Origin of the sequence: Streptomyces sp. NPDC053431 (assembly GCF_044544925.1) — a bacterium.
Classification (GTDB): Bacteria; Actinomycetota; Actinomycetes; order Streptomycetales; family Streptomycetaceae; genus Streptomyces.
Genome location: NZ_JBITXX010000005.1, coordinates 278317 through 304201, shown reverse-complemented (window position 1 = coordinate 304201; position 25885 = coordinate 278317). Strand labels below are relative to the sequence as shown.

Sequence of the window (25885 nt, the reverse complement as noted above, 5' to 3'; positions counted from 1 at the left end):
AAAGGTTCTGTACGTGCGGGCGCGGGTTGCTCTGCGGGTTGCTCAGTGGAGTGGGTCCAGCAGTCCCTCCTCTCGGACCATCCGGCGTTCGGTGGCCAGGTCGAGGCTTCGGGCGAAGGCCCAGTAGAGACCTCCGGCCACCGGCAGGCCGACGAGGACCGAGCAGTCGACGCCGCCGAGGCGCTCCGCGACGGGCCCGACGAAGAGGCCGGTGATGACCATGAACGGGGCCATGCAGACCAGTCCGATCAGGTAGGCGAGGTTCCCTCGCCAGCCCCACCGGCCGTAGATCCCGTGCGGGTTGAAGATCTCCTTGACGACGTACTGCCCGCGCCGGACGAAGAAGAAGTCGACCAGGTTGATGGCCGTCCACGGGATGAACAGGTACGTCAGGACCACCACCACGTTGGCGAAGAACCAGTTGAACTGGTCGATGCCGACGAGGGTGGAGACCGTCCCGACGGCGGCGAGCATGATCCCGATCGTCGCGACGCGGATGGTCCGGGTCGGCGTGACCGGCCGGAACGAGTCGACGATGGAGATCATCGTGAGGCTGCCGCCGTACTGGTTGATCGCCATGATGGAGAGCAGCCCGACCAGCAGCACGACGACCGCGACCGTGCCAAACCCGTCGAACAGCCGGTCGGCCGACAGCTTCAGGGCGGTGACCGGGTCCGTGCCCTCGGGGGCGCCGGCCGAGACCACGGCGCCGAGGGCGAAGACCCAGATCCCGGAGACCGCGCTGGGCAGGTAGGTCCACCAGAAAGTGCTGCGCACGGGGACGTCGGGTCTGAGGTAGCGCGAGTAGTCCGAGACGTACGGTGCCCAGCCCAGCTGGAAGCCGGCGACGAAGACGAACACGAGCATGAACGGAGCGAGTTCGAACGGCCCCGCGTTCCAGACGCCGTCCGGCAGCCCTCCGCCGAACAGGGCGGCCGCGGTGACGGCCGCGGTGATCACGACGAAGGGCCAGGTGAGCCACTTGTTGAGCTTGTGGATCCAGTCATATCCGAAGAGGGCGATCACGGTCGCCACCGCGGCGGCGAGGATATAGCCGAGGGTGTTGGGCACTCCGGTGAGGAGGTTCATGGCCTGGCCGGACAGCAGGGCGTCGGACGTGTTGAAGGCCACGTAGTTGACCAGGGCGAACACCCACACGGTGAGCGCGGCCCCCAGGTAGCCGAACTGCGGCCGTGACTGTACGAGTTGGGGCAGCCCCAGCTGAGGTCCCTGGGCCGAGTGGAACGCCATGAAGAAGGTGCCGAAGAGCGAGCCGAGAACGGTGGCGATCACCGTCCACACGAGGGAGGCCCCCATGGACAGCGTCACGACGCCGGTCGCCAGACCGGTGAGGTTGAGGCTGCCGACGAACCAGATGGCCCCGACGCTCGACGGTTTGCCATGCCGTTCCGAGAGGGGCACCCAGTCGATCGAGTGCTGCTCGATTCCCGCGACGGGGGCGGGATCGTACGTCGGAGAGTCAACTGGCCCCATGTGGGCTCCTGTTCACGGGTGCTTCCACGAATCCGCCGACGCCCGGGAAGCCGTGGTGCCGTGCGGTGCGCTCACCGTAGAGATTGACTTAAATTTCAGTCAATGACTTGGACAGGTGATTGACGAAAATTTCAGCCAGGACGGCGAGCTGCTCCGGACAGTCGTCGCAGAGCCAGGGCATCGCAGTCGCCCCGGGGGCGGTGGCCCTTCCGTCGTCATGCGGCGGTGGTGCACGGCGCGCGCCTTCCGGATCGATGACAGCAGGGCGCTTCAACGATGCTGACGGGACAGGGGATGTTCGGTCTGCCGCCCCGGGTCGACCTGCTGTGTCGACGGGCCCTCCCCCTCGCCCACCCCGGCACGCGAAGCAGCACCGGGGTGGGCGCACGGGTGCGTGCGCCCATCGCAGGCGACATGGGCCCGTACGGGGTTGTCAGAGCGCCCGGCGGGCGGCGGCGATCGCTTCGGGGTCCCAGCCCGGTCGGGGTACGGATTCCAGCAGCAGCCGGGTGTAGGGGTGTCGGGGTGCGGCGAGCACCTCGGCCGTGGGGCCTGCCTCGACGACACGGCCCTTGCGCATGACGATGACGTCGTCGGTGACGCAGCGGACCACGCCGAGGTCGTGGGTGATGAACAGGTAGCCGATCCGGGTCTCCTCGCGGATGTCGGCGAGCAGGTTGAGGATCTGCGCCTGTACGGAGACGTCGAGGGCGGCGACCGCCTCGTCCAGGACGAGGACGGCCGGTTCGACGGCGAGGGCGCGGGCGATGGCGACGCGTTGGCGTTGGCCACCGGAGAGCTGCTTCGGCCGGGCGTCGGCGGCTCGGGTGCCCAGGCCGACCTGGTCGAGGAGCTCCCGGACGCGCCGGTCGTGGTCGGTGCCGGGGAAGTGCAGGCGCAGGGTCTCGCGCAGGACCTGTTCGACGCTGGTCCTCGGGTCGAGGGAGAGGTACGGGTCCTGGAAGACCATCTGGACCTCGCGCGCCCGCGCCAGGCGCCGGGCCCGGCCGCGACTCCGCGTGCCGCGGGTCCGGCCGCGTACCCGGATCTCTCCGGCGTCGGCCTGTTCGAGACCGACGACGATCCGGGCCGTGGTGGTCTTGCCGGAGCCGGACTCGCCCACGATGCCCAGGGACCCGCCCTCGGGGAGTGCGAAGGACACGTCGTCGACGGCGCGAACGCTCCCGAAGGTGCGATGGAGGCCGACGGCCTCCAGGACGTTATCGGGCATCGGCGGGGCTCTCCGTGAGACGGTCGCTGTGGTGGCACGCGGCCTGGTGCGTCGGCAGGTCCGGTGCGGTGGTCGGCTCGGGCGCCCGTTGCTCGCAGACCTCCGTGGCGAAGGAGCAGCGGGCGGCGAACGGGCAGCCGGGCAGTTCGTGGCGCAGGTCGGGGGGCTGCCCGTCGATGGCGGCGAGCCGCCCCTGCGGGGCTTCGAGGCGGGGGGTGGAGGCGAGCAGTGCCGCGGTGTACGGGTGCCGGGGCCGGGCGAAGAGGGCTTCGGCGGGGCCGCTCTCGGCGATCCGGCCGGCGTACATCACGTAGACGCGGTCGCTGATGGCGGCGGCGAGGTCGAGGTCGTGGGTGACGAAGAGCAGCCCGGTGCGGAAGCGTGCGCGCAGTTCGGCCAGGAGCGCGATCACCTCGGCCTGCGTGGTGACGTCGAGCGCCGTGGTGGGCTCGTCCGCGAGGAGGAGTTCGGGGTCTCCCATGAGCGCGGCGGCGATCACGACCCGTTGGAGCATGCCGCCGGAGACCTGGCCGGGGTATTTGTGCAGGGCGGAGTCGTCCAGGCCGACCGCCCGGAGGAGTTCGGCGGCGCGGGCTTCGGCGTCCGCCCGGGACATTCGGCCGGTCAGGGTGACGCTCTCGGTGAGGAAGTCGCCGATGCGGCGCAGGGGGTTGAGGGCGGCGCGGGGGTCCTGGAAGATCATGGCGACGGTGTCGGTGCGCAGGGCGCGCAGCTGCTCGCCCCGCATGGCGAGCACGTCGTGTCCGAGCACGCGGACCCGGCCCTCGACGACGGCTCCGGGAGGCAGCAGGCCGAGCGCGCTGCGCGAGGTGAGGGTCTTCCCGGATCCGGACTCGCCGACGAGGGCGACGGTCTCGCCGGCGGCGACGTGGAGGTCGACGCCGTCGAGGACGGGGCGGGCCGTGCCGGGCAGGGTGATCCGCAGCCCTTGGACGTCGAGTGTGTACGGGGAAGTCATCGGTCTCTCCTGGCGACGCGGTCGGCCCAGCGCTCTCCGACGACGTTGAAGGCGACGACGGTGAGCACGATGAACACGCTGGGCAGGACCGCGGAGAGCGGGTAGCCCTGCTGGATGGCGGTCTGGCCGTCGAAGACCATGCGGCCCCAGTCGGGGGTGAGCGCGGGTACGCCGAGGCCGAGGAAGGACAGGCCGGCGAGGTCCATCAGTGCGTAGCCGAAGTTGATGGTGGACTGGGCGAGGACGACGGGGGCGATGTTGGGCAGGATGTGGCGCAGGCTGATCTGGAGGGCCGAGTGCCCCTGGACCTGGTAGGCGCTGACGTAGGGACGTTTGCGTTCGGCCAGGACGAGGGAGCGGGTGAGCCGGCTGACGTACGGCAGGTAGGCGATGGAGAGCGCGATGACCGGGGCGAGGAGCCCCTCGCCGTAGATCGAGATGACGAGGATCGCGAGCAGCATGCCGGGGAACGCGAAGACGAGCTCGGTGCTGCGCGAGAGGACGGAGTCGAGCCAGCCGCCCCGCCAGCCCGCGGCCGTGCCGACCGCGATTCCGGCGAGGGTGGAGAAGACGACGACGCCGAGCGGACCGAGCAGCGAGGTGCGGGCGCCGAGGAGCAGCCGGGAGAAGGTGTCGCGCCCGGCGGCGTCGACCCCGAGCAGATGCTCCGGGGAGGGCCCGGCCAGCGCGTTGCCGAGGTCGACGGCGTTGGGGTCGTACGGCACGAGCCACGGCGCGAGGAGCGCGGCGGCCGTGACGAGGGCGACGAGGCCGAGGCAGGCCAGGTACAGCGGGGACCGGGCGGTGCGGATCTTCGCGAGGCCGGGCCTGCGGGTCAGGACGGCGGTCATACGGAGGAACTCCTCGCTCCGAGGGTGATCCGCGGGTCGACCAGCGGCAACAGGAGGTCGACGATGAGGTTCACGATCATGAACAGGGCGACGATGATCAGGGAGATGGCCTGGACCGTCGGGAAGTCCTTGGTCGAGGTGGACAGTTCGAGGAGCTGGCCGATGCCGCCGATGCTGAAGGCGGTCTCCACGAGGATCGTGCAGACCAGCAGCGTCGAGACGATCAGGCCGCCGGTGGTCAGGACGGTTCCCAGCGAGTTCCGGAAGACGTGCCGGCGGATGACCTGGCGCTCGGGGACGCCGCGGCTGCGGGCCACCGTGACGTGCTCGCTGTCGAGGGCTTCCAGCATGGCCGAGCGGGTGACCCGCGCGAGCATGCCGATCAGGTACAGGGCGAGCGCGATCGCGGGCAGGGTGAGGTGCCATACCCGGTCGAGGAAGCCGTCGCCGGAGCCGCTGCTGGGGAACCAGCCGAGGTGGACGGCGAAGAGTCCCTGGAGCAGGACGGCCGCGACGAAGGAGGGGGTGCCGACGGCGATCGTGGTGCCGACGAGGATGGCCGAGTCGGTGCCGCCGCCGCGTACGGCGGCGACCCGTCCCAGGACGAGGCCGATCACGACGACCACGGCCAGTGCCATCACCACGAGGAGCAGCGTGGTGGGCAGGCGGTCGGCGAGGAGCCGGGAGACGTCCGTGCGGTAGGTGATGGACCGGCCGAAGTCTCCGTGGACGATGTCGCCGAGCCAGCGGAGGTAGCGGACGAGGAAGGGGTCGTCGAGGTGGTACTGGGCGTTGATCGCGGCGAGGGCCTCCGGTGAGGCCGAGCGGCCCGAGAGTAGGAAGCTCGCGGGGTTGCCCGGCGCCAGGTACATGGCGCCGAAGACCACGAACGACGCGCACAGCAGGGTGGCGGCCATCTCCGCCACCCGGCGTACGGCGAATCTCGCGAAGTTCACCGCGTGGCCCCCGCGTCCGCCGCACCGACGCCGGCGGCCCACGGGTGGTACATGTACGAGATGGTGGTGGGTGCGCCGGTGATCCTCTTGTTGAGGAAGACCGCGGTGGGCCACTCGGCGACCGGGATCCAGGGCAGCTGCTCGGCCACCCGCTTCTGCATCTCCGTCTCGATCCTCATCCGCCGCTCCGGCTCGTAGACGCCGGTGGCCTGGTCGACGAGCGCGTCGTAGCCCTTGTCGCTGAAGTCCGCGAAGTTCATGTAGGCGCCGGTCTTGAAGTTCTGCAGCAGGTCCAGCGGGTCGGTGATCGAGTTGTAGTAGGTGAGCGGGAACATGTCGATTCCCTCGCGCGCCTTCGGGTCGGTGAACAACGCCGTGAAGGCGTTGGGGGCGATCGTCCTGAGGTTGATCCTCAGCCCGATCTGCGTGCCGGCGGCCTGGATCGCGGTGGCGAGGAGCGAGACGTCCTGGCCGATGGAGCTGGTGGCGACGGTCAGGGTCTTGCCCGTGGCGCCGGCCTCCTTGATCAGCGCCTTGGCCTTCTCGATGTCCTGGGAGGCCGGCGGCAGTCCGTCGAAGGCGGCCTCGCGGGTCTGCTCCGAGGCTCCGGCCCAGGCGGCTCGGGTGGTGAGCGAGGCGGTGACGGTGCCGGCGCCGCCGAGTCCGGCCTTGACGAAGCCGGACCGGTCCAGGGCCAGGGAGAGCGCCTTGCGGACCCGGAGGTCGCCGAGCGGGCCCGTCATGTTGGTGATGTTGACGTTGACCGTGCTGAGGCCCTCGCCGAACCAGAGGGTGCCGACGCCGCTGTTCCTGAGGCGGTCGTAGCTCTCGGTGGGGATCAGGTAGCCACCGTCGATCTCACCGCTGAGCATGGCGTTGGTGCGGGCCGAGGGGTCGGTCAGGATCCGGAAGACGGCTTTCTTCGCCTTGGCCTTCGTGCCCCAGTAGCCGTCGAAGCGCTCCAGCTCGATCGACTGGCCCTTGCTCCACGTGCCAAGCTTGAACGGGCCGGTGCAGGCGAGGTCTCCGGTGGTGCCGTAGTCCTTGCCCGCCGCCTCGACGCCTCCCCTGGATGCGACGACGCCCGCGGCGGTCGCCATGTACTGGGGGAACTGCGAGTCGGTCTTCTTGAGTTTGACGGTGACCTGGAGGGGGCCGGTCTTCGTCACGGAGGTGACGTTCTGGAAGACCTGGGCCCAGGCGGCGGCGTTCTTCGGGTCCCGCTGTCGGCCGAGGCTGTAGACCACGTCGTCGGCGGTCATCACCTTGCCGTCGTGGAAGCGGACGCCCGCGCGCAGGTCGTAGACCCAGGTGTTGGGGTCGGGGTTCGAGGCCTTCCGGGCCAGGCCGGGCTGCAAGGTGAGCCCCGGCGTCCAGCGCATCAGGCTCTCGCACACGTTGGACAGGATCGTGTTCTGCGGGTAGTCGAACGCGACCGTGTAGTCGAGGGTGGGCGGCTCGGCGTAGACGGCCCAGGTGAAGGAGTCGATCTCGCCGCGGGCCGGAGGCGTCGAGGCGGAGAGCTTCACTTCTGCGCCGGTACTGCCCGTGCCGCTCTTGGGCGGACCGGAACAGGCCGCGAGCAGGGCGAACGAGGCCAGGGCCGCGGTCGCGGCGGCGATCCGGCCGCGACGGCGGGAGGGCCGTCTGAGGCCCTGGACGGGGGAGGTCGTCATCGGCGCGCTGTCTTTCCGTGAGGGGTGCGGAGGGGGGTGACGGGCCGCGGGGCCGGCCCGTCAGGAGCGGCGGGACCGCTCTACGCGGCGGAGGGACGTGCGGCGGGGACCTGCTGGGTGATGCAGTGCACGCCGCCCCCGCCGAACGCGATCGCGATCGCCTGCACCGGCACGACCTTGCGGCCCGGGTACGCCGAGGCGATCACGGCGAGCGCGGCCTCGTCCTGGGGCACGCCTGCCACCGGAACGACGACGCCGCCGTTGGCCACGTAGTAGTTCAGGTACGACACCTCGACCGCTCCGTCCGGCATCTCGACGAACGCGGTCTGGGGAACGTCGATGATCTCCAGTCGGCGGCCGCGGGCGTCCCGGGTCGATTCGAGAACCGCGCGGTTGGCCCGCATCCGGGCGTAGTCCGGGTGCCCGGGGTCGTCGGGCAGGGAGACCACCACGGTGCCCGGGGCGGCGAAGGCGCAGACACCGTCGACGTGCCCGTCGGTCTCCGTGTCCAGCAGGCCGCCGTACGGCAGCCATACAACCTTGCTGACTCCGAGCTGGGATTTCAGCTCGGCCTCGATCTCGTCCCGGTTCATGCCGGGGTTCCTGTTGGGGTGCAGGAGACACTGTTCGGTCGTGATCAGCGTTCCCTCGCCGTCGACCGTGATCGCCCCGCCCTCCAGAATCATGTCGGAGGGGATGCGCTCGACGCCCAGGTGCTCCAGGAGGAGGCCGCTGACCCGGTCGTCGGAGTCGTACGGGCTGTGCTTGCGGCCCCAGGCGTTGAAGCGGAAGTCCACTCCGGCGCGGTTGCCGTCACCGTCGAGCACGAACAGCGGGGCGGAGTCCCGGAACCACGAGTCGTCCTGGGCCAGCTCCACCACGGTGATCTCCCGACCGCACCTGCTCCTGGCCTCCTCACCGTGGCCGGGCGGCGCGACCATGGTCACGGGCTCGAACTCGGCGATCGCACGCGCGACGTTCGCGTACTCCTCCTTGACGTCGTCCAGCACGCTGCCCCACAGGTCCTCACGGACGGGCCAGGCCATCAGGCACCCCTCGTGCTCGGACCACTCGGCAGGCATACGGAATGCAGTCATCACGGGTCTCTCTTCGTTTCGCCAGAAGTACCCGTCGGCGGCGGCCGGCTGGGCCGGGCGGAGGCGCGGGAACGGGTACGCGGTGTGAACAGCATCCTCCATTCGACTGAAATTTCAGTCAAGAGTGGAGGCATGCCTTTCTCGGTTCATTCAGGGGGAGGGATCAGAGGAAGTACAGGCGGCTCAACGACACCTGCTCCGCCGGCTCGGAGCGCATCGGATCGCCGTCCAGGGTCACGAGACCGCTGCGCGGGTCCACGTCCACCTGTCCGAGGCGGGCGTTGCGCACCATGTCGGCCGGCCCGATGCCCCGGGTCCCCCGTACGGCCACACGCCTGCGCCGCGTGCCCAGCCTGTCGTACGGCGAGCCGAACGATCCCGACTCGGCGGCGGCGCGGCTGACGAAGGCGACGGACAACTCGGCCGGAGCGGCGCCGTGAGCTCCGAACAGCGGTCCGAGGACGAGCGGTTCGCAGGTGTCGGTGGCCGCGTTCGGATCGCCGGTCACCCCGTAGGCGGGGAAGCCGTTCTTGATGACCATCTGCGGCTTGGCACCGAAGAAGGGCGGGCGCCACAGGACGATGTCGGCCATCTTCCCGACCTCGATCGAGCCGATCTCGTGGGCGAGGCCGTGGGCGATCGCCGGGTTGATGGTGAGCTTGGCCATGTAGCGCAGCACGCGCGCGTTGTCGTCGTGCGCGCCGTCGCCCTCCAGCGGGCCCAGCTCGGCCTTCATCTTCCCGGCCATCGCGAACGTACGCCGGATCGTCTCCCCCGCCCGTCCCATCCCCTGCGCGTCGGAGGAGGTGATCCCGATCGCGCCGAGGTCGTGCAGGACGTCCTCCGCGCCCATCGTCCCGGCCCTGATCCGGTCGCGCGCCATCGCCGCGTCGCCGGGCAAATCCGTCTTGAGCGCGTGGACGGAGACGATCATCCCGTAGTGCTCGGCGATGGCGTCCCGCCCGAAGGGGAGCGTGGGGTTGGTGGAGGAGCCGATGACGTTCGGCACGCCCGCCATCTTCAGCACGTTGGGGACGTGCCCGCCGCCGCAGCCCTCGATGTGGAAGGCGTGGATCGTCCGGCCCTCCAGCACCTTGAGGGTGTCCTCCACCGACAGGCACTCGTTCAGGCCGTCGGAGTGCAGCGCGACCTGGACGTCGTGCTCCTCGGCGACCCGCAGCGCGGTGTCCAGGGCCCGGGTGTGGGCGCCCATGTCCTCGTGCACCTTAAAGCCGCAGGCACCGCCCTCGGCCAACGCCTCGACCAGGGGGGCTTCGTCGGACGCGGAACCCCGGGCGAGGAAGCCGATGTTGACCGGCCACGCGTCGAAGGCGTTGAACCCGAGCTTCAGGGCCCAGGGGGAGTTGACGCCGACGCCCCAACTCGGCCCGATCTCCTGGCCGATGACGGTGGTGACGCCGGAGGCGAGGGACGCCTCCATGATCCGGGGAGAGAGCAGATGGACGTGGGTGTCGATCGCACCGGCGGTGGCGATGAGCCCCTCCCCCGGGATCATCGTGGTGCCGGTGCCGACGACGACGTCGACCCCGTCGAGGGTGTCGGGGTTGCCGGCCCGCCCGATGGCGTGGATCCGGCCCTCGCGGATGCCGATCGACACCTTGCGGATGCCCTGCACGGCGTCGATGACCAGGACATTGGTGATGACGACGTCACAGGTCTCGCGGACGGCCGCTGCCTTCAGATGCATGCCGTCGCGGGCGGTCTTGCCGAAGCCGGCCAGGAACTCGTCGCCGTACGCCTGCGAGTCCGCCTCCACCCGTACGACGAGCCCCGAGTCACCGAGCCGGACCCGGTCCCCCGCGCGGGGCCCGTGCACGGTGGCGTACTCGTGCGGGTCGATGTGCCGACTGCTGCCGGGCGCGCAGTGGTCACTGTGTCTGGTGGGCCTGCTCATCGCTCTGCCCCTTCCGCTCCGAGGTAGCCGCAGGCGGCGGCGCGTTTGAGGGCCTCGGCCTTCGTGCCGGGCGCGTCGAGCGGGCCGTCGACCAGGCCCGCGAAACCGATGGCGATCCTGTCGCCCCCCATCGGTACGAGTCCGACCTCCACGACGGCGCCGGGGTCGAACCGGGTGGAAGAGCCGGCCTGGGCCGCCAGCCGCATCCCGTAGGCGGCGGCCCGGTCGAAGTCCAGCCGCGGGTTCGCTTCGAAGAAGTGGAAGTGCGAGGTCACGCTGACCGGGACCGCGGCCGTGTTGCGCACTCGCAGAGTGACCGCCGGTTCCGGCTCCGGCAGGGTGTCCGTGTGGGGCAGGACGGCCCCGGGCGCACCGTCGTCGTGCTCCACCTCGCCGAACGGAGCGCTGATGACGGCCAGCCGGGTGCCGTCGTCGAACACCGCCTCGACCTGGATCTCCGTCACGACGTCGGTGACGCCGGGGAGCACGTCGTCCGGGCCGAGGACCCCGCGTCCGCGGTCGAGCGCCTCGGCCAGACGGAGGCCGTCACGCGCGGCCTCGCACACCGTGTCGGCGATGAGCGCGGTCGCCTCCGGCACGTTGAGCCGCAGGCCGCGCTCCAGGCGGGTCCGGGCGAGCTGGGCGGCGGTGAAGAGGAGGAGCCGGTCGCGCTCGGTGGGGGTCAGGGGCATGTCGTCGCCTGCCTGAAAGGCCTGGCCGCACGTCTGAAGGGCCTGGTCACACGCAAGGTCGTCCCTTCCTTTCCGCGAAACGTCAGGGGTGGGTGGAGGAACTTCACTGTCGCACTGACTGAAATATCAGTCAAGACTGTGAGTCCGGCCCTCCCCGGAGAACCCGGCCACCTGCCCTGGCCGCACACAGGACGTCCGTGTGCGTTCAGCCGGAACGAGGCGGGCCCTGCCTGAGCCTTCAGGCAGGGCCCGGTCTGATACCCCGACGGGAGCCGCCCCTGACGCCATCAGCACGTGGTGGCACCCGGTCAGGTCCTGGTGGATGCCTCGATGAGGCAGTGGCGCATGATCTGCTCGATCGCACCGAAGGCGAGCCGGTCCACGGTCGGCGGCGGCGCGCACCGGACGACCGGGGTGCCACGGCCGTCGGCACGGCGCGCCCGACTCGGCACGCCGTGTCTTGGGAGGAGCCCGGTCAGGGGCGGTCCAGCCGGTCGATCTCGGCGTCGATGGCCTCGCCCATCAGGGTCCGGGCGTGGGCGATCTGGAGCGTACCGCTGAGCCAGCGCATGCTCAGACCCTCCAGGAGGGCGGTGAGTCGCTCGGCGGCGGCCTCGAGGGCGGCTGCCGAGGCCATCGGCCGGACCTGGCCCAACAGGGCCGCCACCTCCTGCACCCAGACCCGGGTGGCTCGTGTCAGGTCTTCGCGCAGCAGCTCGTCGAAGACGGCGCTGGCCCGCAACTCCCCCCAGGCGGTGCTGTTCTCCCTGACCTCGGTCGAGTCCTGGAGTTCGAGGAGGAGCGTCTGCTCCAGCTCCTCGCGCGGGCTGAGCGGTTCGGCGTCCGGGTCGCGGTGGGTCGTGTAGCGCTCGGCGCGGTCGCTGATGAACTCCAGCGTCTTGCGCAGGATCCCGGCGCGGTCCTTGAAGTGGTAGTAGATCAGCGCGGTGGACACGCCCGCCTCGGCGGCGAGCTCCTCCACGCGCAGGCCTCGGACCCCGCGCCGGGCGATCACCCGGGCGGCGGCTTCGAGGAGCTGAGTGCTGCGAGACGCCATGGCCCAAACCTTACCGGCCCGTCCGATGGACAGGATCACGGCCCTGCCGAGGGGACGAACGGGGTCGGAAACGGTGCACGGACAACTTTCGTTGCCCTCCGCGGGCCGATCGTCACTACTGGGAGCCGGCGCCCTGACCAAGGCTTTCCCCATGCATGACCTGCAGAAGTACGAAGAGAGTCCGGAGAACGGGGAGCGGGCGGCGGGCGCCCGCCGCGGTGGGCGCGGGAAGGTGCCCGTGGTCGTGAAGGTGCTGGCCGCCGTGGCCTGTCTGAGCTTCCTGCTGCTGGGGGTGCTCGGCTCCCCCGACAGACCTCTGAGCCGGTCGCCCGAGGTCATCGGCGAACGGGAGATGGTGCGCATCAGCGGACCGACGGGGCGGAGTTCCGAGGTCCTCGCTCTGATCGACACCGGTGCGTCGGCGTCGTCGGTGGACACGGCGTTGGCGAAGGAGCTCGGTTTCGACCTCGACGCGGCGCCGAGGATCACCGTGGGGTCGGCGCTCGGTCGTGAGAAGCGCCCTGTGGTCGACGCCACGGTGCGGCTGGCCGGCCGCTCCTTCGTCGCCAAGCTCAGCGTCAACAACCGCTCCAAGCGTGAGACTCCCGTCCTGCTCGGACGACAGGAGGTCCGGGGACTTCACGTGGCCGTGGGCAAGCGGCTGCTCACCCAGCCCGACTCCGTCGCCGCGCCGTCGGCCCTGCGCATCCTGTTCGCCAAGGCACCGGCGATCGACCCCGTGTCGATGATGGCGCTGCTGCCCCTGGCGGCCCTGCTGATCGTGGTGCTCCGGGTGGTCGTCGGACTGAACACCCTGGGCACGTTCAGCCCGGTGCTGCTGGCCCTGGCGTACGCGCAAGCTGGCCTTCCCCTCGGCGTACCGCTGACGCTCGTGATGTTCGCGCTCGGGTTCGTCATGCAGCCCCTGCTGCGCCGCCTGCACCTTCCACGGGTCGCCCGGCTCGGCGTACTGATCGCGGTCGTCACCTCGGGCCTGATCACCGCCCAGCTCGCCCTGGGCGGTTTCGGGCTCTCGGACTCGTGGGGGATGTCGCTGCCGGTCGTCGTCACGGCCATCGTCACCGAGCGACTGTGGGAGGCGTGGGACCTCGACGGCGTGAGGGCCGCCGCGACGGGAGCCGCCCTGACCATGGGCACGGCCGTCCTGGTGGCGCTGCTCCTCCTGACGCCGTACGTGCGCGAGGTCGCGGAGGCGGTGCCCCTCCAGCTCGCGATCGTGTGCGCCGTGTGGACGTCGATCGCGGGAACGTACCGCGGGCTTCGCCTGAGCGAGCTCTTCCGCTTCGCGCCCGCGGCCAAGAGGCAGGAGGTGAAGGCGTGATGTGGCTTCGCGGCTGGGACCCGGTCATGGGCATGAACCTGCGCAACGCCCGGATAGCCCGGCACAACTCGTCGGCCGCCATCCGGCTCGTCAACGACAAACACGCCACCAAGGAGGCCCTGGCCGAGGTCGGCGCCCCCACCTCCCCCACCCTGGCCCTGCTGCGCTCGCGCCGGGAGATCGCCTCGCTGGACTGGGACGGCCTGCCCGACCGCTGGGCCCTCAAGCCGAACCAGAGCCTGGGGGGCAACGGCATCCTGCTGTCCTTCGGCCGGCGTCACCGGAGCTGGACGTCCTCCTCCGGTAAACGGATCACCAGGGAAAGGGTCGCCGACCAGCTGCGGCGCATCCTGGACGGGGACTTCTCTCCGCGCCCCACCGACTGGGCCATGTTCGAACCGCTGATCCGGGCCCACCCCGACCTGGCCCGGCTGTCCCATCAGGGGCTGCCGGACATCCGGGTGATCTGCGATCACGACAGGCCCCGCCTCGCGATGCTACGGCTGCCCACCCGCTTCAGCGGCGGGCGGGCCAACCTGCACCAGAAGGCCATCGGCGCCGCCGTCGACCTGGCCACCGGCCGGATCACCCACGCCCTGGTCGGGAGGGAGCCGACCGAGACCCACCCGGACACCGGCGCGCGGCTGATCGGCGCGACCGTTCCGCACTGGCCGGAGGTGCTCGACGCGGCAAGCCGCTGCGCGGCGGCGACCGGCCTCCACTACCTGGGCGCGGATGTCGTCGTCGACGCCGATCGGGGGCCGCTGGTCCTGGAGGTCAACGCGCGACCCGGACTGCAGATCCAGAACGTCACCGGTCACGGCCTGGTGACCGCGACCACCCGCCCATGGAGCCCGTGATGCGCCGTACCGCGCTCGTGTCCAAGTTCTTCGTCGCCGGCTTGGCCGGTGCCTTCCTCGCGGTCAGCGCCTCGGGCGCGCAACCGGCGCGGCAGGCTTCCGACGCGGACCCCGGCAGAGAGGCGCCGGCGGACGAACGGACGACCGCACCCGGTCCGGGGCCGGACGGGCGATCCACCGCTCCCGTTCCGGTTCCTTCACCGACGGCCGGTCACCTCTCGCCCTGAAGGAGCCGTGCGTCGTGGGCCAGGATGGCCGCCTGGACGCGGTTGGCGCAGCGCAGTTTCGTCAGCATGCGGCTCACGTAGGCCTTGACGGTGCCCTCCCCCAGGTGCAGCCGCTTGCCGATCTCCGCGTTGGAGGCGCCGGTGCCCACCATCGCGAGAACCTGGCGCTCGCGGCTGGTGAGATCGGCGATCCGGTCCAGGCGCGGATCGGCCGGCTCCTCGCCGCTGTCGAGGTACCGGTCGATGAGGTGGCGGGTGATCTGCGGGGACACGACCGGCGCGCCGGAGGCGACCCTGCGGACGGCCTGGATGAGTTCCTGCGGGGTGCTGTCCTTGAGGAGGAATCCCGTCACCCCCGCCTTCAGCGCGCGCTCCACGTAGGCGTGTTCGCCGAAGGTGGTGAGCATGACCACACGGACCGACGGCGTCCGCTCCGCCATCCGTTCCGCCGCGCGGAGTCCGTCGGCGCCCTGCATCTGGATGTCGAGCATCGCGACGTCCACGTCGTGCCGGGCGGCGAGCTCCGACGCCTCGTGGCCGTCCGACGCCTCTGCCACCACCTCGATGTCGTTGGCGTGCTTGAGCACCAGTCTGATTCCGGCACGGACGAGTTCTTGGTCGTCGGCGAGGAGAACGCGGATCACGGGGAACCTCATGTCGTGGGGTGTCGGAAGGTCATGGAGACGGCGACCCCGTCCGTGTCGGAGGTCCCGTCCGCCTCGGGGTAGGGGACGAAGGCGAGGGTGACGAACTGCAGGACGACGACGCCCACCACGCCGAGGGCCATGGCAGCGGCGCTCACGAGCCGGTGCGGCCACGTTCGCGCCGTCGCCACGACGTGCCGTCCGGCCGGGGCGGGCGCGCTCGCCGCAGCGGGGCCGGCGCCCAGGGGGATGCGCGCGTCGACCGCGTAACCACCGTCGTTCGCGGGTGCGGCCCGCAGGGTGCCGCCGAGCAGACGGATCCGCTCGTGGAGGCCGACAAGGCCGAGGTCGCCCCCCGGCAGCCTGGCCGGCCGTGCGGCCCGGCTCTCGGGTCCGTTGTGCACCTCGACCCACACCTGCCGGGCTTCTCTGCGAACGACGACCCGCACGTCCGCCGCGGCCGCGTGCTTGTGCACATTGGTCAGGGCCTCGCGGATCACCCTGTCCACGGCACGCCGCGCGGTGGGGCTCTCCCCCGTCAGGTCCTCGCCGGTCCACTCAAGGCGTACGGCGATCCCGGCGGTACGGGACTGGGCGACCAGCGCGGCGACCTCGGCGCGGGTACCCGTATACGCGGTCAGCGGTTCCGACGTGCCCGACGGCAGATCCCCCGCCCGCAGGACCCCCAAGACGTCCCGTAGCTCGGCCATCGCCTGACGCACCGTGCTGTGCACCAGGCACGCACTGTGGCGCACCTCGGGATCGCCCGTCTCGCTGGCCATCTCAAGGCCGCCGGAGTGCAGGGCGATGAGACTCAGCCGGTGACCGAGCAGATCGTGCATCTCGCCCGCGATCCGTGAGCGTTCGCGGGCTCTGGCCTGTTCCTCCGCCGAACGGTGGGCCCGCTCCAGGAAGGCGTTGCGTTCTTCCAGGGCCTGGACAAGCCGCTCGCGCTGCCCCGCCAGCGCCCCGGCGAGGCCGGGCAGAACCCCGCACACGATGGCCGTGACGAGAACGACCATCACGTCGTACTCGAGGATCGGCGCCGGCTCCGCGGCCGAGTTGGCCGCCGTGACCGCCACCGGCACCGTCACGGACACGGTCAGGAGGAGGACGCGGTGGCGGAGGCGGGCCCAGCTCAGGCCGGCCGTGTAGGCCACGGCGGTCAGAGCTCCACCGGTCAGCGGCTCGAATGCCACGATCACGGCAGCGGTGACCAGCGCCGTCGCGGTCCACCGGCGGCGGACGAGCACCGTCGCTGCCGCCCCCGCTGCCGCGGTGAGCTGGCCCGCTGTTCCGAGGAGTGCGCTCTGCTCGGAGCTCCAGCTGTCCCAGTCCAACAGGGCCGCGACCGTCGCCGCGGTCACGGCGATCAGCGCGAGGTCGGCGATCAACGGAAACACCCGGTCCCGCATGGCACTCTCCAAGAGGGCCGGTCGCCGCCGGTGGGCGGCGACCGGCGGTTCGTCCGGTCTCGCCCGGTCAGACGGCCGGAGGGACGACGGGCTGCGACTGGGTGGCGCAGTGGATGCCGCCACCGCCGGTCGCGATGTTGTCGATGTCGAGCTGGACGATGTTCCGGCCGGGGTAGGCGGCCGCGAGGATGTTGTACGCCACGCCGTCGGCGTAGCTGTCGCCGAACTGGGGCATGAGGACGGCGCCGTTGGCGGTGTAGTAATTGGTGTAGCTGGAAAGGAAGGCGCTGCCCCTGTCCTTGCCGCGGATGCGGCTGCGGTCCGGGCCGGGGAGCTCGGTGACGGTCAGGCGGCGGCCCTGCGCGTCGGTCGCGCCGAGCAGGATCTGCTTGGTCTCGTTGTAGACGGCGACCCACTTGGGGTCGGTGCCGGGGCCCGGCTGGTCGAGGATGACCTGTCCGGGTGCGACGAAGCGGGCCAGGCAGTCGATGTGACAGTCGGTGATGTCCTGGCCTGCGAGTCCTGGTACCCAGATCACCTTGTCGATGCCGAGCGCCGACTTCATCGCCTGCTCGACCTGGTCCTGGGTCATGCCCGGGTTGCGGTTGGCGTTGACGAGCGAGCTGACCGTGGCGAGCAGGGTGCCCTGGCCGTCGGTCTCCAGCGAGCCGCCCTCGCCGACGAATCCGGCCTGCACGCGCGGGACGCCGTACCGGCCGAGGAGGGTCGCGGCCGCGGCGGCGTCGTTGGCGTAGGGCTGGTAGTAGCTCGTGCCGGTCTTGCCCCAGCCGTTGAAGTTGGTGTCCACGCCCGCGACGGCGCCGGGGGCGACGACGAAGGTGGGGCCGAAGTCCCGGATCCACAGGTCGTCATTGGGTATCTCGACGACCTCGATGCCGTAGTAGGCACCGGCTCCGCACTGGTACCGGGCGTCGGCCGCCTGGTCGGAACGGGCGAGCACCACGACGGGCTCGTAGCGGGAGATCGCGTCGGCCACGCGCGCGATGTCACGGCGGACGCCGGGGAGGTACGTGGACCAGACCGAGGACAGTGCGGGCCAGGCCATGAAGGTCCGTACGTGGCGGTCGTGCTCCGCGGGCATCCGCAGCGTGGCGCCGGAAGGGCTGGTGGCGGCGTGTGCGGCCGCGGGCAGCGCCGATCCGAGGGCCGCGAGCGGCAGAGCCGCCGCGCCGAGCTGGAGCAGTCGGCGTCGGGACGTCATGGACGTGTCCATGGAACTCCTACCTGAGGGGAGGGGCGGGTGTTGCACGCATGGTTCCGCAGACTGAAAATTCAGTCAATGATCACTTCGAGACCATGTCCCCTACCGATCACTGTGATCACCGATCACCGATCACCGATCACTGCGATAACGCTCGATCGCCGCCGTGACCGGCCCGTCACCGGCTTGGGCCCCTATCAGCCGCACGACGACGATGTCCTTCCCGTCGGAGCTACGGACGCAGAAGGGCCGCTCGTCGACCAGGTCCGCGAAGGCGATCCGGGTGACCGGCTCCGTGTCGATGCCCCGCACGCAGCCGGCGGGGTCGAGCTCCTCCGTCGCGGAGACGAAGGCGTCGCTGTCCTCGGGGAGGACGAACTCCGACCGGTCGCGCGCCAGGTACCAGGTGGCCGTGTCCGCGGGAACGACCTTCCCGGACTTCAGGTCGAATTCATAGGAGGCGTCGGGGGAGGTCAGCTCCACCTCCTTGCCGACGGACGCATAGGAGTCGGCCGAGGGGTACGACGGGCCGGACCCGGCGGCGTCGCCCTCGGCACGCACATCGAGAAGGTGGACGGCACCACCGGCCGTCACGAGGATCGCGAGCACGGCGAGGACCACCGTCAGGCGGCGCCCCTTCCTCGCCCGACGGCGCGAGGAGGGCTCGGCCGGGGCATCGCCTCCGGGCCGCGGAGGCAGGGGCGCCGGGGCCGGGGTCGGGGGCGGAGCCGGGGCTGGGGTCGGGGCCGCGAGAGTGGGCTGAGCGTGGACGGGCGCCGGGCGTGCCGCCCGCCCCGCCACCTCGCTGCTGATCGACTGGGGCAGCCAGCCCTCGGCGAACTCCGGGCGGGGTCCGACCAGGGGATGGGCGTGGACGGCGGCGATCAGGTCCGCCGTCGTGGGGCGGTCCTCCGGTCGTTTGGCCAGACACCAGGCCAGCAGATCGCGCAGGTCGTGCGGCACACGGGCGAGGTCGGGCTGCTCGTGGACCACCCGGTACAGGGCGGCCGACTCCGGCCCCGCCCCGAAGGGAGCCTCGCCGCTCGCCACGTACGCGATGAGCGCGCCGAGCGCGAACACGTCGGTGGCCGCGGACACCGGTCGCCCCAGCGCCTGCTCGGGGGCCATGAACGCCGCCGTGCCGATGCTCAGGCCGGTCCCGGTCAACGCGACGGCGTCGGCCGCGCGCGCGATGCCGAAGTCGATGACGCGAGGCCCGTCCTCCGCGATCAGTACGTTGGCGGGCTTGAGGTCGCGATGGACGACGCCGGCACGGTGGATCGCCTGAAGGGCCTCGGCGACGCCCGCCATGAGCATCAGCACCGTTCGCACCGGGAGCGGGCCGTGGCGCTGGACCACCTGATGCAGGGACGGGCCGGGAATGTAGGCGGTGGCGAGCCACGGGGTCGGGGCGTCCACGCCCGAGGCGACCACCTGCGCGGTGAACAGCCCGTGGATGCGCTCGGCGCTGGCCACCTCCTGGGCGAAGCGCAGGCGGAACTCGGGATCCCCCGCGAACTCCTCCCTCACCGCCTTCAACGCGATCGGACGGCCGCCGGGGGTGTGCGCCAGGTACACCACGCCCATGCCGCCCGCTCCCAGCCGGGCCTGGAGGCGGTAGCCGCCGATCTCTCGCGGGTCGTCGGCCGTCAGCGCCGCGTGAGCAGGCTGTGCACCAGGAAGCTGAGCGGACATGCGGTGGCTCTTTCGACGATGTGGAACGAACGACGTGTCGGCTGATGCGACTGACGCATACTGGCTCTAACTAAAGATTCAGTCAATATGCGACACTGCTGGTTCAGACCACCGAGGAGGAGATCACGTGGCGACGGATCGCCGAGGGGCCATCTTGGAAGGTGCCGCCCGAGTCATAGCGCGGCGGGGAGTGCGCGGGCTGCGCATGGAGGAACTGGCGACCGAGGCCGGGGTATCCACCGCGCTGATCTACTACCACTTCAAGGACCGGGCCGGCGTCCTCCGCCACACCCTGGAGTTCATCAGCGACCGGGCCGACCGGTACACGTCCGACGAGGACGGCGCCACCGGACCGTACGACGCCCGGCAGGAACTGGAGCAGTCCCTGCTGCTGGAGTTCCAGAACCTCCCGGAGGTCCGCGAGAACAGCACGGCCTGGGGGGAGCTGCGCGCTAGCGCGATCTTCGAGCACGAGTTGCGCGGAGATCTCGCCAGGGCCACGCTGACCTGGATCCACGATGTCGCGGATCTGCTGGGCCGCATCCGGCCGTCGGCTCCCGCGCCGGCCCTCACGGCGGCCGCGGAGAGGCTCACCGGCCTCCTGGAGGGTCTCAGCACCCGCTGGCTCAGCGGCGCACTTCCTCTGGACCACGCTCGCGAACTGGTGAAGGAGGCGGTCTCCATCGAGGTCGAACGGCTGGACCGCTGACAGCGGACGCACGGGGAGGGTCCCACAGAGGGGCGGCCCGCCACGCGGGACACCCATCCAAGCTTGACTGAATTTTCAGTCAATGCCAGAGTGGGGGCACACTGTATCCGGCCAGGCGTCACCGACCGCCCAGAGGGCCGCGCTCGCCACCTGCGGACGGGTGGCGGGTCCGCTGTCCACGCCCTCGCCTCCCATGGCGCCCGCCGTCGACCCCCGGCCCCGCGTGCCTTTCACGATCGGAGACCCCGATGTCAGACCTCCGCCCCTCCCGCCGCTCCGCTCTGCGCCTGCTCGCCGGAATCGGCGCGCTCACCCTCGGCGCCTCGGCCTGCGGCCCCGGCGACCCGGGCCCGTCGGGAGCCACGGGCACGACCGGCCCGGGCGTGGGGGCCGACGGGGAGCGGCGCCTGGGCGCCGAGTGGGAGAGCCACGCCCGCACCTTCATGGCATGGCCCGCGCTGGAGTCCGTCTGGGAGGACGACCTCCCTTACGTGCGTCAGGACATCGCACGCATCGCCCGCGCCGTCTCGGAGTACGAGTACGTCGTGATGATGGCCCGACCGGACCAGCTGGCCGCCGCTCAGAAGGCCTGCGGCAAGGGGGTCGAGGTCATCCCCCTCGCCGTCGACGACCTGTGGGCCCGTGACACCGTGCCCGTCTTCGTCGAGGAGGGCGGCGAGGTCGCCGGCGTCGACTTCAACTTCAGCGGCTGGGGCAACAAGCAGGTCCACGACAACGACGCCCAGGTCGGACGGAAGCTGCTGTCGAAGTACGGGATTCCCCGCATCCAGACGTCGATCGTCGCCGAGGGAGGCTCCTTCGAGACGGACGGCGAGGGCACGCTCCTGATCACCGAGAGCTCGATCGTCAACGACAACCGCAACCCGGGCAAGTCCCGTGCCCAGATCGAGGCCGAACTCAAGGAACTCCTCGGCATGGAGAAGGTGATCTGGCTGAAGGGCGTACGCGGCGAGGACATCACCGACGCCCACGTCGACAGCCTCGTCCGCTTCACCGCACCCGGGGTGATCCTCCTGGACCGCGCCTTCCCGGGCATGCCGGCCGACTCCTGGTCACGCTCCTCCGACCAGGCCAAGTCCGTGCTCGGCGAGGCGACCGACGCGCAGGGCCGGAGCTTCGAGGTCATCGACCTCCCGCAGCCGGACCCCGACCGGATCTCGGGCTACAGCGACGACTTCCTGTCGACCTACGCCAACTTCTACATCGGCAACGACGCGGTGTACATGCCGAAGTTCGGCGACAGGAAGGCCGACGACCGCGCCCGGGGCATCCTCCAGGAGCACTTCCCCAAGCGCGACATCGTGCAGGTGAACATCGACACCATCGCCACCGGAGGCGGCGGGATCCACTGCTCCACCCACGACCAGCCCGGCAAGCCGGTCGAGTGACCACGGTTCACGGGAGCGTCCATGTCCACCACCCGACGTCACGAGCCGAGCCGCGGCGGACTCTTCCCCGCCGTGGCGGCCTGCCTCCTGATCGCGGCGGCCGTCGCCCTGGGCGCATGGCTCCAGTTCGGCGAACGACAGGCCCTGGACCGGGTGTACGACGCGGGCGGTTCGGCCCCTGACCGCGTGGACGTCGAGGCCTCGATCCAACGCGTCGACGCCGCCGGACGGGAACTGACCCTGCGGGTGAACGTCACCCCGCGCGGAGAACTGGCCGAGGCCGGCGGCGTCTCGCCCACCGAGGACCTGACGCTCCAGACGTCGGCCTCCACCCGGGGCGATCTGTCCTTCAAGGCGCACGGCCGCATCGCGACCACGGACCTGCCCGTCACCCTGACGGGCGGTTCGATCACGGACTACCCCTTCGACGCCTACGACGCCTCGATCGAGTTCACCGCCGTCCAAGGCGGCCAGAAGGTCCCCGTCCACATGACGCTGTCCAACGGCGACGCACTCTTCTCGGCGACGGTGGACGACGCTTCGGACGACGGGACCGCGGCCTTCGACGTCGGCCTGGGACGCTCCAACAGCGTGCTCGTCTTCACCGCCTTCATGATGGCCGCCATGTGGGGCCTCGCCCTCTCGGTGCTCACCGGGGCGTGGTTCCTCGTCACCCGGCGAAAGGGCCTCACCTGGCCCGCTCTCGGCTGGATGGCCGCCACGCTCTTCGCCCTGGCGGCCTTCCGCAACACTGCCCCGGGCACGCCGCCGATCGGCTGCCTCATGGACTACATCGCCTTCCTCTGGGCCGAGACCGTCATCGCCTTCTGTCTCGTCACCGTGGTCGTCACGGGTTTCGGCGCCGAACGCCGGACGTCGGACGTCGAGTAGTCCCCGGCAGGCCCACCGTCCGACCGGACCTGCCGGCCGTGCCGATGGTCGGGGTGCGGTGGAGCGGGTGGCGACGCCCCTGCCCGACACCGGCCTCGCCGTCGCCCATGGCGTCCGATCGGTTCATGATCGACGGCCTGGCACATCGGACCGTACGCCCCTTCCCGCGGACCGACCCGCCGGGCCCCGACTGCGGCAGCGTTCCGACCTTCATACGCCAACCACCTTATTTAGCCCAAGAGTTGACTCTACGAGATTGAGGACGTGCCGATCTCGTCAGAGACGACCGAGCACGCACCCCGATGATCGGGAACCGTTCGCCCCTCCCCTGCCCGGCGATTCGACTCCTGCGCCGAACCGGCGGAACAAGACACACAAGAGCACCTCGGACAGTCTTGACTGAATTTTCAGTCGGGGCCAGGATGGGCGCCACAACCTCGCCCCCCCTCACCAAAGGACCCCCATGGCCACGCCCCTCACCTCCCGACGCCGGCTCCTCCAACTCGGCGCGACCGCCGTGCCCCTCGCCGCCCTCGGGTCCGCACTGCCCACGACCGCCGTCGCGGCCACCGCCGGATCGGGTGCCACGCTGCGGATGCCCGCGGAGACCGACCCCCACGTCCGTACCTTCATGGCCTGGCCGGCGCTTTCGTCGGTCTGGTCCACGCAGCTCGACGGCGTCCGCAACGACATCGCCCGCGTGGCCTACGCCATCTCCCGGTTCGAGCCAGTCGTCGTCCTGGCGCGTCCCTCGCAGGCCGCCGATGCCCGTTACATCTGCGGTCCCGGTGCGTACCACGGCATCGAGGTCGTCGAGATAGCCAACGACGACCTGTGGATCCGGGACTTCGGCCCCACCTTCGTGGTCGCGCCCGGTGCCATCGCCGGTGTGGACACCAACTTCAACGGCTGGGGCAAGACCGGCACGAGCTACTACCAGCCCTATGCCAACGACGCCGCCGCGGCCACGACATTGCTGGGCCGGTACGGGGTCAACAGGATCCAGGCTCCGTTCGTCGGCGAGGGCGGTTCTCTGGAGACCGACGGCCAGGGCACCCTGATGGCGACGGTCAGCTCCCTGGTGAACAGCAACCGGAACCCGGGCATGACCCAGGATCAGGTGGAGCAGTCGATGAAGTGGGCCCTCGGTGCCGACAAGGTGATCTGGGTCCCCGGTCTGGCCGGGCAGGACATCACGGACTGCCACATCGACTGCCTCGCGCGCTTCGTCGCGCCCGGCAAGGTGATCCTCGACCAGCCCGGCCCCGGCACCAGCAGCAAGTGGGTCGCCGTCTACAACGAGACCAAGAAAGTCCTGCAGAGCGCCACCGACGCCCAGGGACGCCGACTGGACATCACCGAACTCCCCGGACCCGACCGGCGGTACATCCGGGGAAGGGGAACGGACTTCCTGTCCAGCTACACCAACTACTACACCGCCAACGGCGCCGTTCTCGTCCCCCAGTTCGGCGACAGCTACGCCGACGGTGTGGCCTACGACATCCTGCGGGCCTCGTACCCCGGCCGGACCGTCGTCCAGGTCAAGATCGACAACATCGCCGGCGGCGGTGGCGGCATCCACTGCGCCACCCAGTCCCAGCCCGTCGTACCGGCAACGGCCTGACCCACGGCCACGGGGCGCTGACCGGCCCGGCATCGCGCTGTTCGGGCCAGCACTCCGCCGTCCTTCTCCTCGCCGACGCGGCCGCGTCACCGGCGAGAGCGCAGAGACAGGTCACGGCGGGACCGCACCCGAGGCCGAACAGCCCCGAACGCGTCGCCCCCGACGTGACGGCGCCCAAGCCGGGACCGTTTGCGGGCCGTCGCATTTCGAGAAGACTCAAAGCCCACCTGTTCCACTGGTGAAGTGCAGTGCGAAGTAGTGCCGGAAGCCGTACATCCCCACCCCCTCCTCCGGCGGCAGGTCCGCGAAGAGCTTCCTCACCCGGCGCCGCTCCATGCCCTCGGTGAAGTCGGGGCGTCGGGGACGGCGTCCAGGCGGCGGGACTTGCCGTACAAGACGACGGCCTTCGTGCGCTCGGCGAGCGCGCTGCCGTTCTCAGACGGGGTTGGACGGTTCGGCCTTCTCGGCAGCCCGGCGGTACTGCTCGTTGAGGCGCTGTGCTTCTTCGAGCTGGTCCTCGAGGACGATGATGCGACAGGCGGCCTCGAGGGCGGTGCCCTGGTCGACGAGTTCGCGGGCGCGGGCGGCGATGCGCAGCTGGTAGCGGGAGTAGCGGCGGTGGCCGCCTTCGGAGCGCAGCGGGGTGATCAGGCGGTGTTCGCCCAGGGCACGCAGGAAGGCGGGGGTGGTGCCGATCATTTCGGCGGCCCGGCCCATCGTGTAGGCGGGGTAGTCGTCGTCGTCGAGTCGGTCGTAGGAGTCGTCTGCTGTCATCGGCACCTCTCTCTGGGACATGTCGAGGGGCCCTGGTGCCGTACGGCACCAGGGCCCCGAAGGAACTACTACACCATCTGCCGGCCCTGATACTGCGCCGGCCTTCTGTGTCCGCCGCCCCGACACGGCTGCTGTCGGGGGTGCGGGGATCGCGGTTGCCTGACCGGAGACCACCTCACTATCGATGTCCTGCGGTACCCGGACTGAGAATTTCCGTCCGGGCGATCCTGATGGCGCTTCGCTCCTCCGTTCTTTCCTCGGTGATCATTTACTTACCACTGGGGGTACTGCCACTGACTTCACTGCTGGGTACTGCACTCGCGGGTGCCGCATCCGCCATGACCGCGGTCCCGCCGCGGCGGCCCCTGATCACTGCGGGCCGCCCGGTCCGGCCGTCAGTTCCGTCGCCGTCCTGCAATCACCCTGGCTTCGAAACTCCACCGCCGTACCGTCCTGCAACTACGTGTACTGCTTGCCGGCAGTTCCTCTCTGCCAGGCCCAACCGTCTCTCTGTGCTACGAGAGAAAATATAGCTACGACATCCAGCGATGTCTACAGCAGCGAGTACAGATTTCCATGTTCCCACCCATGAGGTAATTGACCTCGAGCAGAGCAGAGCGGAGACGCATGCAGGGAGCACGGCAGCCGTGCCAGGGTCAGGCCGTGTGAGAAACCGCCGGAGGCACGCACCGAAGAGGACGGCTGGCCGCCGGCGAGTGTCGAGGGCCTGTGGGCTGTCGACCTCGGGCAGGCAACCGGATGATGGTGGTGTTCTTGGGGCCGGAGAAACGCTGCGGCCTTCGCAGAACTGCACCATCCGGCTCAACGTGCTGAAGGACCCCGGCTCAGCGGCGGTGCGGATCCTCGACCTGACGCGCATCGAGAAGGACGGAGACGCAACGTGTCCGCGACGAAGCCTTCCGCCGTCGGCAGCCAGGCGCCGTCATGGACCGCGCTGCCCAGCACAAGCGCGTCGCCCGGCAAGGGCCCCTGTCCCTCGGAGGGCGCGCGCAGCTCCCGGGTCTCCACAGGGTGCCTTCTCCGGCGCAACCGCTCACCGATCCGGTCGGCGATCTCCTGCGTGGAGCGATGCTCGGACGCGTAGAGGACCCGGACGGAGACCAT

At 70.5% G+C, this 25885-nt stretch carries 23 protein-coding genes; 6 read left to right on the top strand and 17 right to left on the bottom strand.

Annotated features, from left to right (window positions below; genetic code table 11):
- Nucleotides 1-42: 42 nt before the first annotated feature.
- From ACIGXE_RS15965 to ACIGXE_RS15915, 11 genes are all read right to left on the bottom strand, one after another.
- A complete protein-coding gene (locus tag ACIGXE_RS15965) occupies nucleotides 43-1494 on the bottom strand; it encodes a purine-cytosine permease family protein (protein WP_399747591.1) in 1452 nt (483 codons plus the stop codon).
- A gap of 433 nt (nucleotides 1495-1927) precedes the next feature.
- Nucleotides 1928-2725: an ABC transporter ATP-binding protein gene (locus ACIGXE_RS15960; RefSeq protein ID WP_399747589.1), complete on the bottom strand. Its 798-nt coding sequence runs from the start codon at nucleotides 2723-2725 to the stop codon at nucleotides 1928-1930.
- On the bottom strand, nucleotides 2715-3704 hold the full coding sequence (locus tag ACIGXE_RS15955) for an ABC transporter ATP-binding protein (protein ID WP_399747587.1): 990 nt from the start codon (nucleotides 3702-3704) through the stop codon (nucleotides 2715-2717). Before ACIGXE_RS15955 ends, ACIGXE_RS15960 begins: the two co-directional genes overlap by 11 nt.
- The gene (locus ACIGXE_RS15950; RefSeq protein WP_399747585.1) at nucleotides 3701-4555 is read right to left on the bottom strand and encodes an ABC transporter permease; all 855 of its coding nucleotides are present in this window, start codon (nucleotides 4553-4555) and stop codon (nucleotides 3701-3703) included. The genes ACIGXE_RS15955 and ACIGXE_RS15950 overlap by 4 nt, the downstream gene beginning before the upstream one ends.
- On the bottom strand, nucleotides 4552-5511 hold the full coding sequence (locus ACIGXE_RS15945) for an ABC transporter permease (protein ID WP_399747583.1): 960 nt from the start codon (nucleotides 5509-5511) through the stop codon (nucleotides 4552-4554). The genes ACIGXE_RS15950 and ACIGXE_RS15945 overlap by 4 nt, the downstream gene beginning before the upstream one ends.
- A complete protein-coding gene (locus tag ACIGXE_RS15940) occupies nucleotides 5508-7187 on the bottom strand; it encodes an ABC transporter substrate-binding protein (RefSeq protein ID WP_399747581.1) in 1680 nt (559 codons plus the stop codon). The genes ACIGXE_RS15945 and ACIGXE_RS15940 overlap by 4 nt, the downstream gene beginning before the upstream one ends.
- 80 nt (nucleotides 7188-7267) lie before the next feature.
- On the bottom strand, nucleotides 7268-8284 hold the full coding sequence (locus tag ACIGXE_RS15935) for an agmatine/peptidylarginine deiminase (protein WP_399747580.1): 1017 nt from the start codon (nucleotides 8282-8284) through the stop codon (nucleotides 7268-7270).
- A 163-nt stretch (nucleotides 8285-8447) separates the two neighbouring features.
- Entirely contained in the window at nucleotides 8448-10199 is a 1752-nt protein-coding gene (locus ACIGXE_RS15930) for an urease subunit alpha (protein WP_399747578.1), read from the bottom strand.
- Nucleotides 10196-10891 carry an urease subunit gamma gene (ureA, locus tag ACIGXE_RS15925; RefSeq protein WP_399747576.1) on the bottom strand — a complete coding sequence of 232 codons (696 nt, stop codon included), beginning with the start codon at nucleotides 10889-10891 and terminating at the stop codon, nucleotides 10196-10198. The genes ACIGXE_RS15930 and ureA overlap by 4 nt, the downstream gene beginning before the upstream one ends.
- A 308-nt stretch (nucleotides 10892-11199) precedes the next feature.
- Nucleotides 11200-11343 carry a hypothetical protein gene (locus ACIGXE_RS15920; RefSeq protein ID WP_399747574.1) on the bottom strand — a complete coding sequence of 48 codons (144 nt, stop codon included), beginning with the start codon at nucleotides 11341-11343 and terminating at the stop codon, nucleotides 11200-11202.
- 23 nt (nucleotides 11344-11366) lie between these two features.
- Nucleotides 11367-11948, bottom strand: coding sequence for a TetR/AcrR family transcriptional regulator (locus tag ACIGXE_RS15915; protein ID WP_399747572.1), 582 nt, complete (start codon nucleotides 11946-11948; stop codon nucleotides 11367-11369).
- A 151-nt stretch (nucleotides 11949-12099) separates the two neighbouring features.
- Here ACIGXE_RS15915 and ACIGXE_RS15910 point away from each other — a divergent pair, with 151 nt between their 5' ends.
- Nucleotides 12100-13290 (top strand): 7TM domain-containing protein, encoded by a 1191-nt coding sequence (locus ACIGXE_RS15910; protein ID WP_399747570.1) that lies wholly within the window; start codon nucleotides 12100-12102, stop codon nucleotides 13288-13290.
- Entirely contained in the window at nucleotides 13290-14150 is an 861-nt protein-coding gene (locus ACIGXE_RS15905) for a sugar-transfer associated ATP-grasp domain-containing protein (protein WP_399747849.1), read from the top strand. Before ACIGXE_RS15910 ends, ACIGXE_RS15905 begins: the two co-directional genes overlap by 1 nt.
- 211 nt (nucleotides 14151-14361) lie before the next feature.
- Here the strand turns inward: ACIGXE_RS15905 and ACIGXE_RS15900 are convergent, their stop codons facing one another.
- From ACIGXE_RS15900 to ACIGXE_RS15885, 4 genes are all read right to left on the bottom strand, one after another.
- Nucleotides 14362-15021, bottom strand: a complete 660-nt coding sequence (locus tag ACIGXE_RS15900) for a response regulator (protein WP_399747848.1) — start codon at nucleotides 15019-15021, stop codon at nucleotides 14362-14364.
- 8 nt (nucleotides 15022-15029) lie between these two features.
- Nucleotides 15030-16436, bottom strand: coding sequence for a sensor histidine kinase (locus ACIGXE_RS15895; protein ID WP_399747568.1), 1407 nt, complete (start codon nucleotides 16434-16436; stop codon nucleotides 15030-15032).
- A 67-nt stretch (nucleotides 16437-16503) separates the two neighbouring features.
- A complete protein-coding gene (locus tag ACIGXE_RS15890) occupies nucleotides 16504-17658 on the bottom strand; it encodes an agmatine deiminase family protein (RefSeq protein ID WP_399747566.1) in 1155 nt (384 codons plus the stop codon).
- 132 nt (nucleotides 17659-17790) lie between these two features.
- Nucleotides 17791-19353, bottom strand: a complete 1563-nt coding sequence (locus ACIGXE_RS15885; RefSeq protein WP_399747564.1) for a serine/threonine-protein kinase — start codon at nucleotides 19351-19353, stop codon at nucleotides 17791-17793.
- 127 nt (nucleotides 19354-19480) lie between these two features.
- Between ACIGXE_RS15885 and ACIGXE_RS15880 the strand changes: the two genes are divergently transcribed.
- The 4 genes from ACIGXE_RS15880 (at nucleotide 19481) to ACIGXE_RS15865 (ending at nucleotide 23986) form a co-directional block, all read left to right on the top strand.
- Nucleotides 19481-20062 carry a TetR/AcrR family transcriptional regulator gene (locus tag ACIGXE_RS15880; protein ID WP_399747562.1) on the top strand — a complete coding sequence of 194 codons (582 nt, stop codon included), beginning with the start codon at nucleotides 19481-19483 and terminating at the stop codon, nucleotides 20060-20062.
- Between the two features lie 248 nt (nucleotides 20063-20310).
- Nucleotides 20311-21471 carry an agmatine/peptidylarginine deiminase gene (locus tag ACIGXE_RS15875; protein WP_399747560.1) on the top strand — a complete coding sequence of 387 codons (1161 nt, stop codon included), beginning with the start codon at nucleotides 20311-20313 and terminating at the stop codon, nucleotides 21469-21471.
- 21 nt (nucleotides 21472-21492) lie between these two features.
- Entirely contained in the window at nucleotides 21493-22362 is an 870-nt protein-coding gene (locus ACIGXE_RS15870; protein ID WP_399747558.1) for a DUF4436 family protein, read from the top strand.
- Nucleotides 22363-22825: 463 nt separating this feature from the next.
- Nucleotides 22826-23986 (top strand): agmatine/peptidylarginine deiminase, encoded by a 1161-nt coding sequence (locus ACIGXE_RS15865; RefSeq protein ID WP_399747556.1) that lies wholly within the window; start codon nucleotides 22826-22828, stop codon nucleotides 23984-23986.
- 435 nt (nucleotides 23987-24421) lie between these two features.
- Here ACIGXE_RS15865 and ACIGXE_RS15860 read toward each other — a convergent pair whose 3' ends face one another.
- Nucleotides 24422-24760 carry a MerR family transcriptional regulator gene (locus ACIGXE_RS15860; RefSeq protein WP_399747554.1) on the bottom strand — a complete coding sequence of 113 codons (339 nt, stop codon included), beginning with the start codon at nucleotides 24758-24760 and terminating at the stop codon, nucleotides 24422-24424.
- An 822-nt stretch (nucleotides 24761-25582) separates the two neighbouring features.
- Nucleotides 25583-25885, bottom strand: a complete 303-nt coding sequence (locus ACIGXE_RS15855; RefSeq protein ID WP_399747552.1) for a flavodoxin domain-containing protein — start codon at nucleotides 25883-25885, stop codon at nucleotides 25583-25585.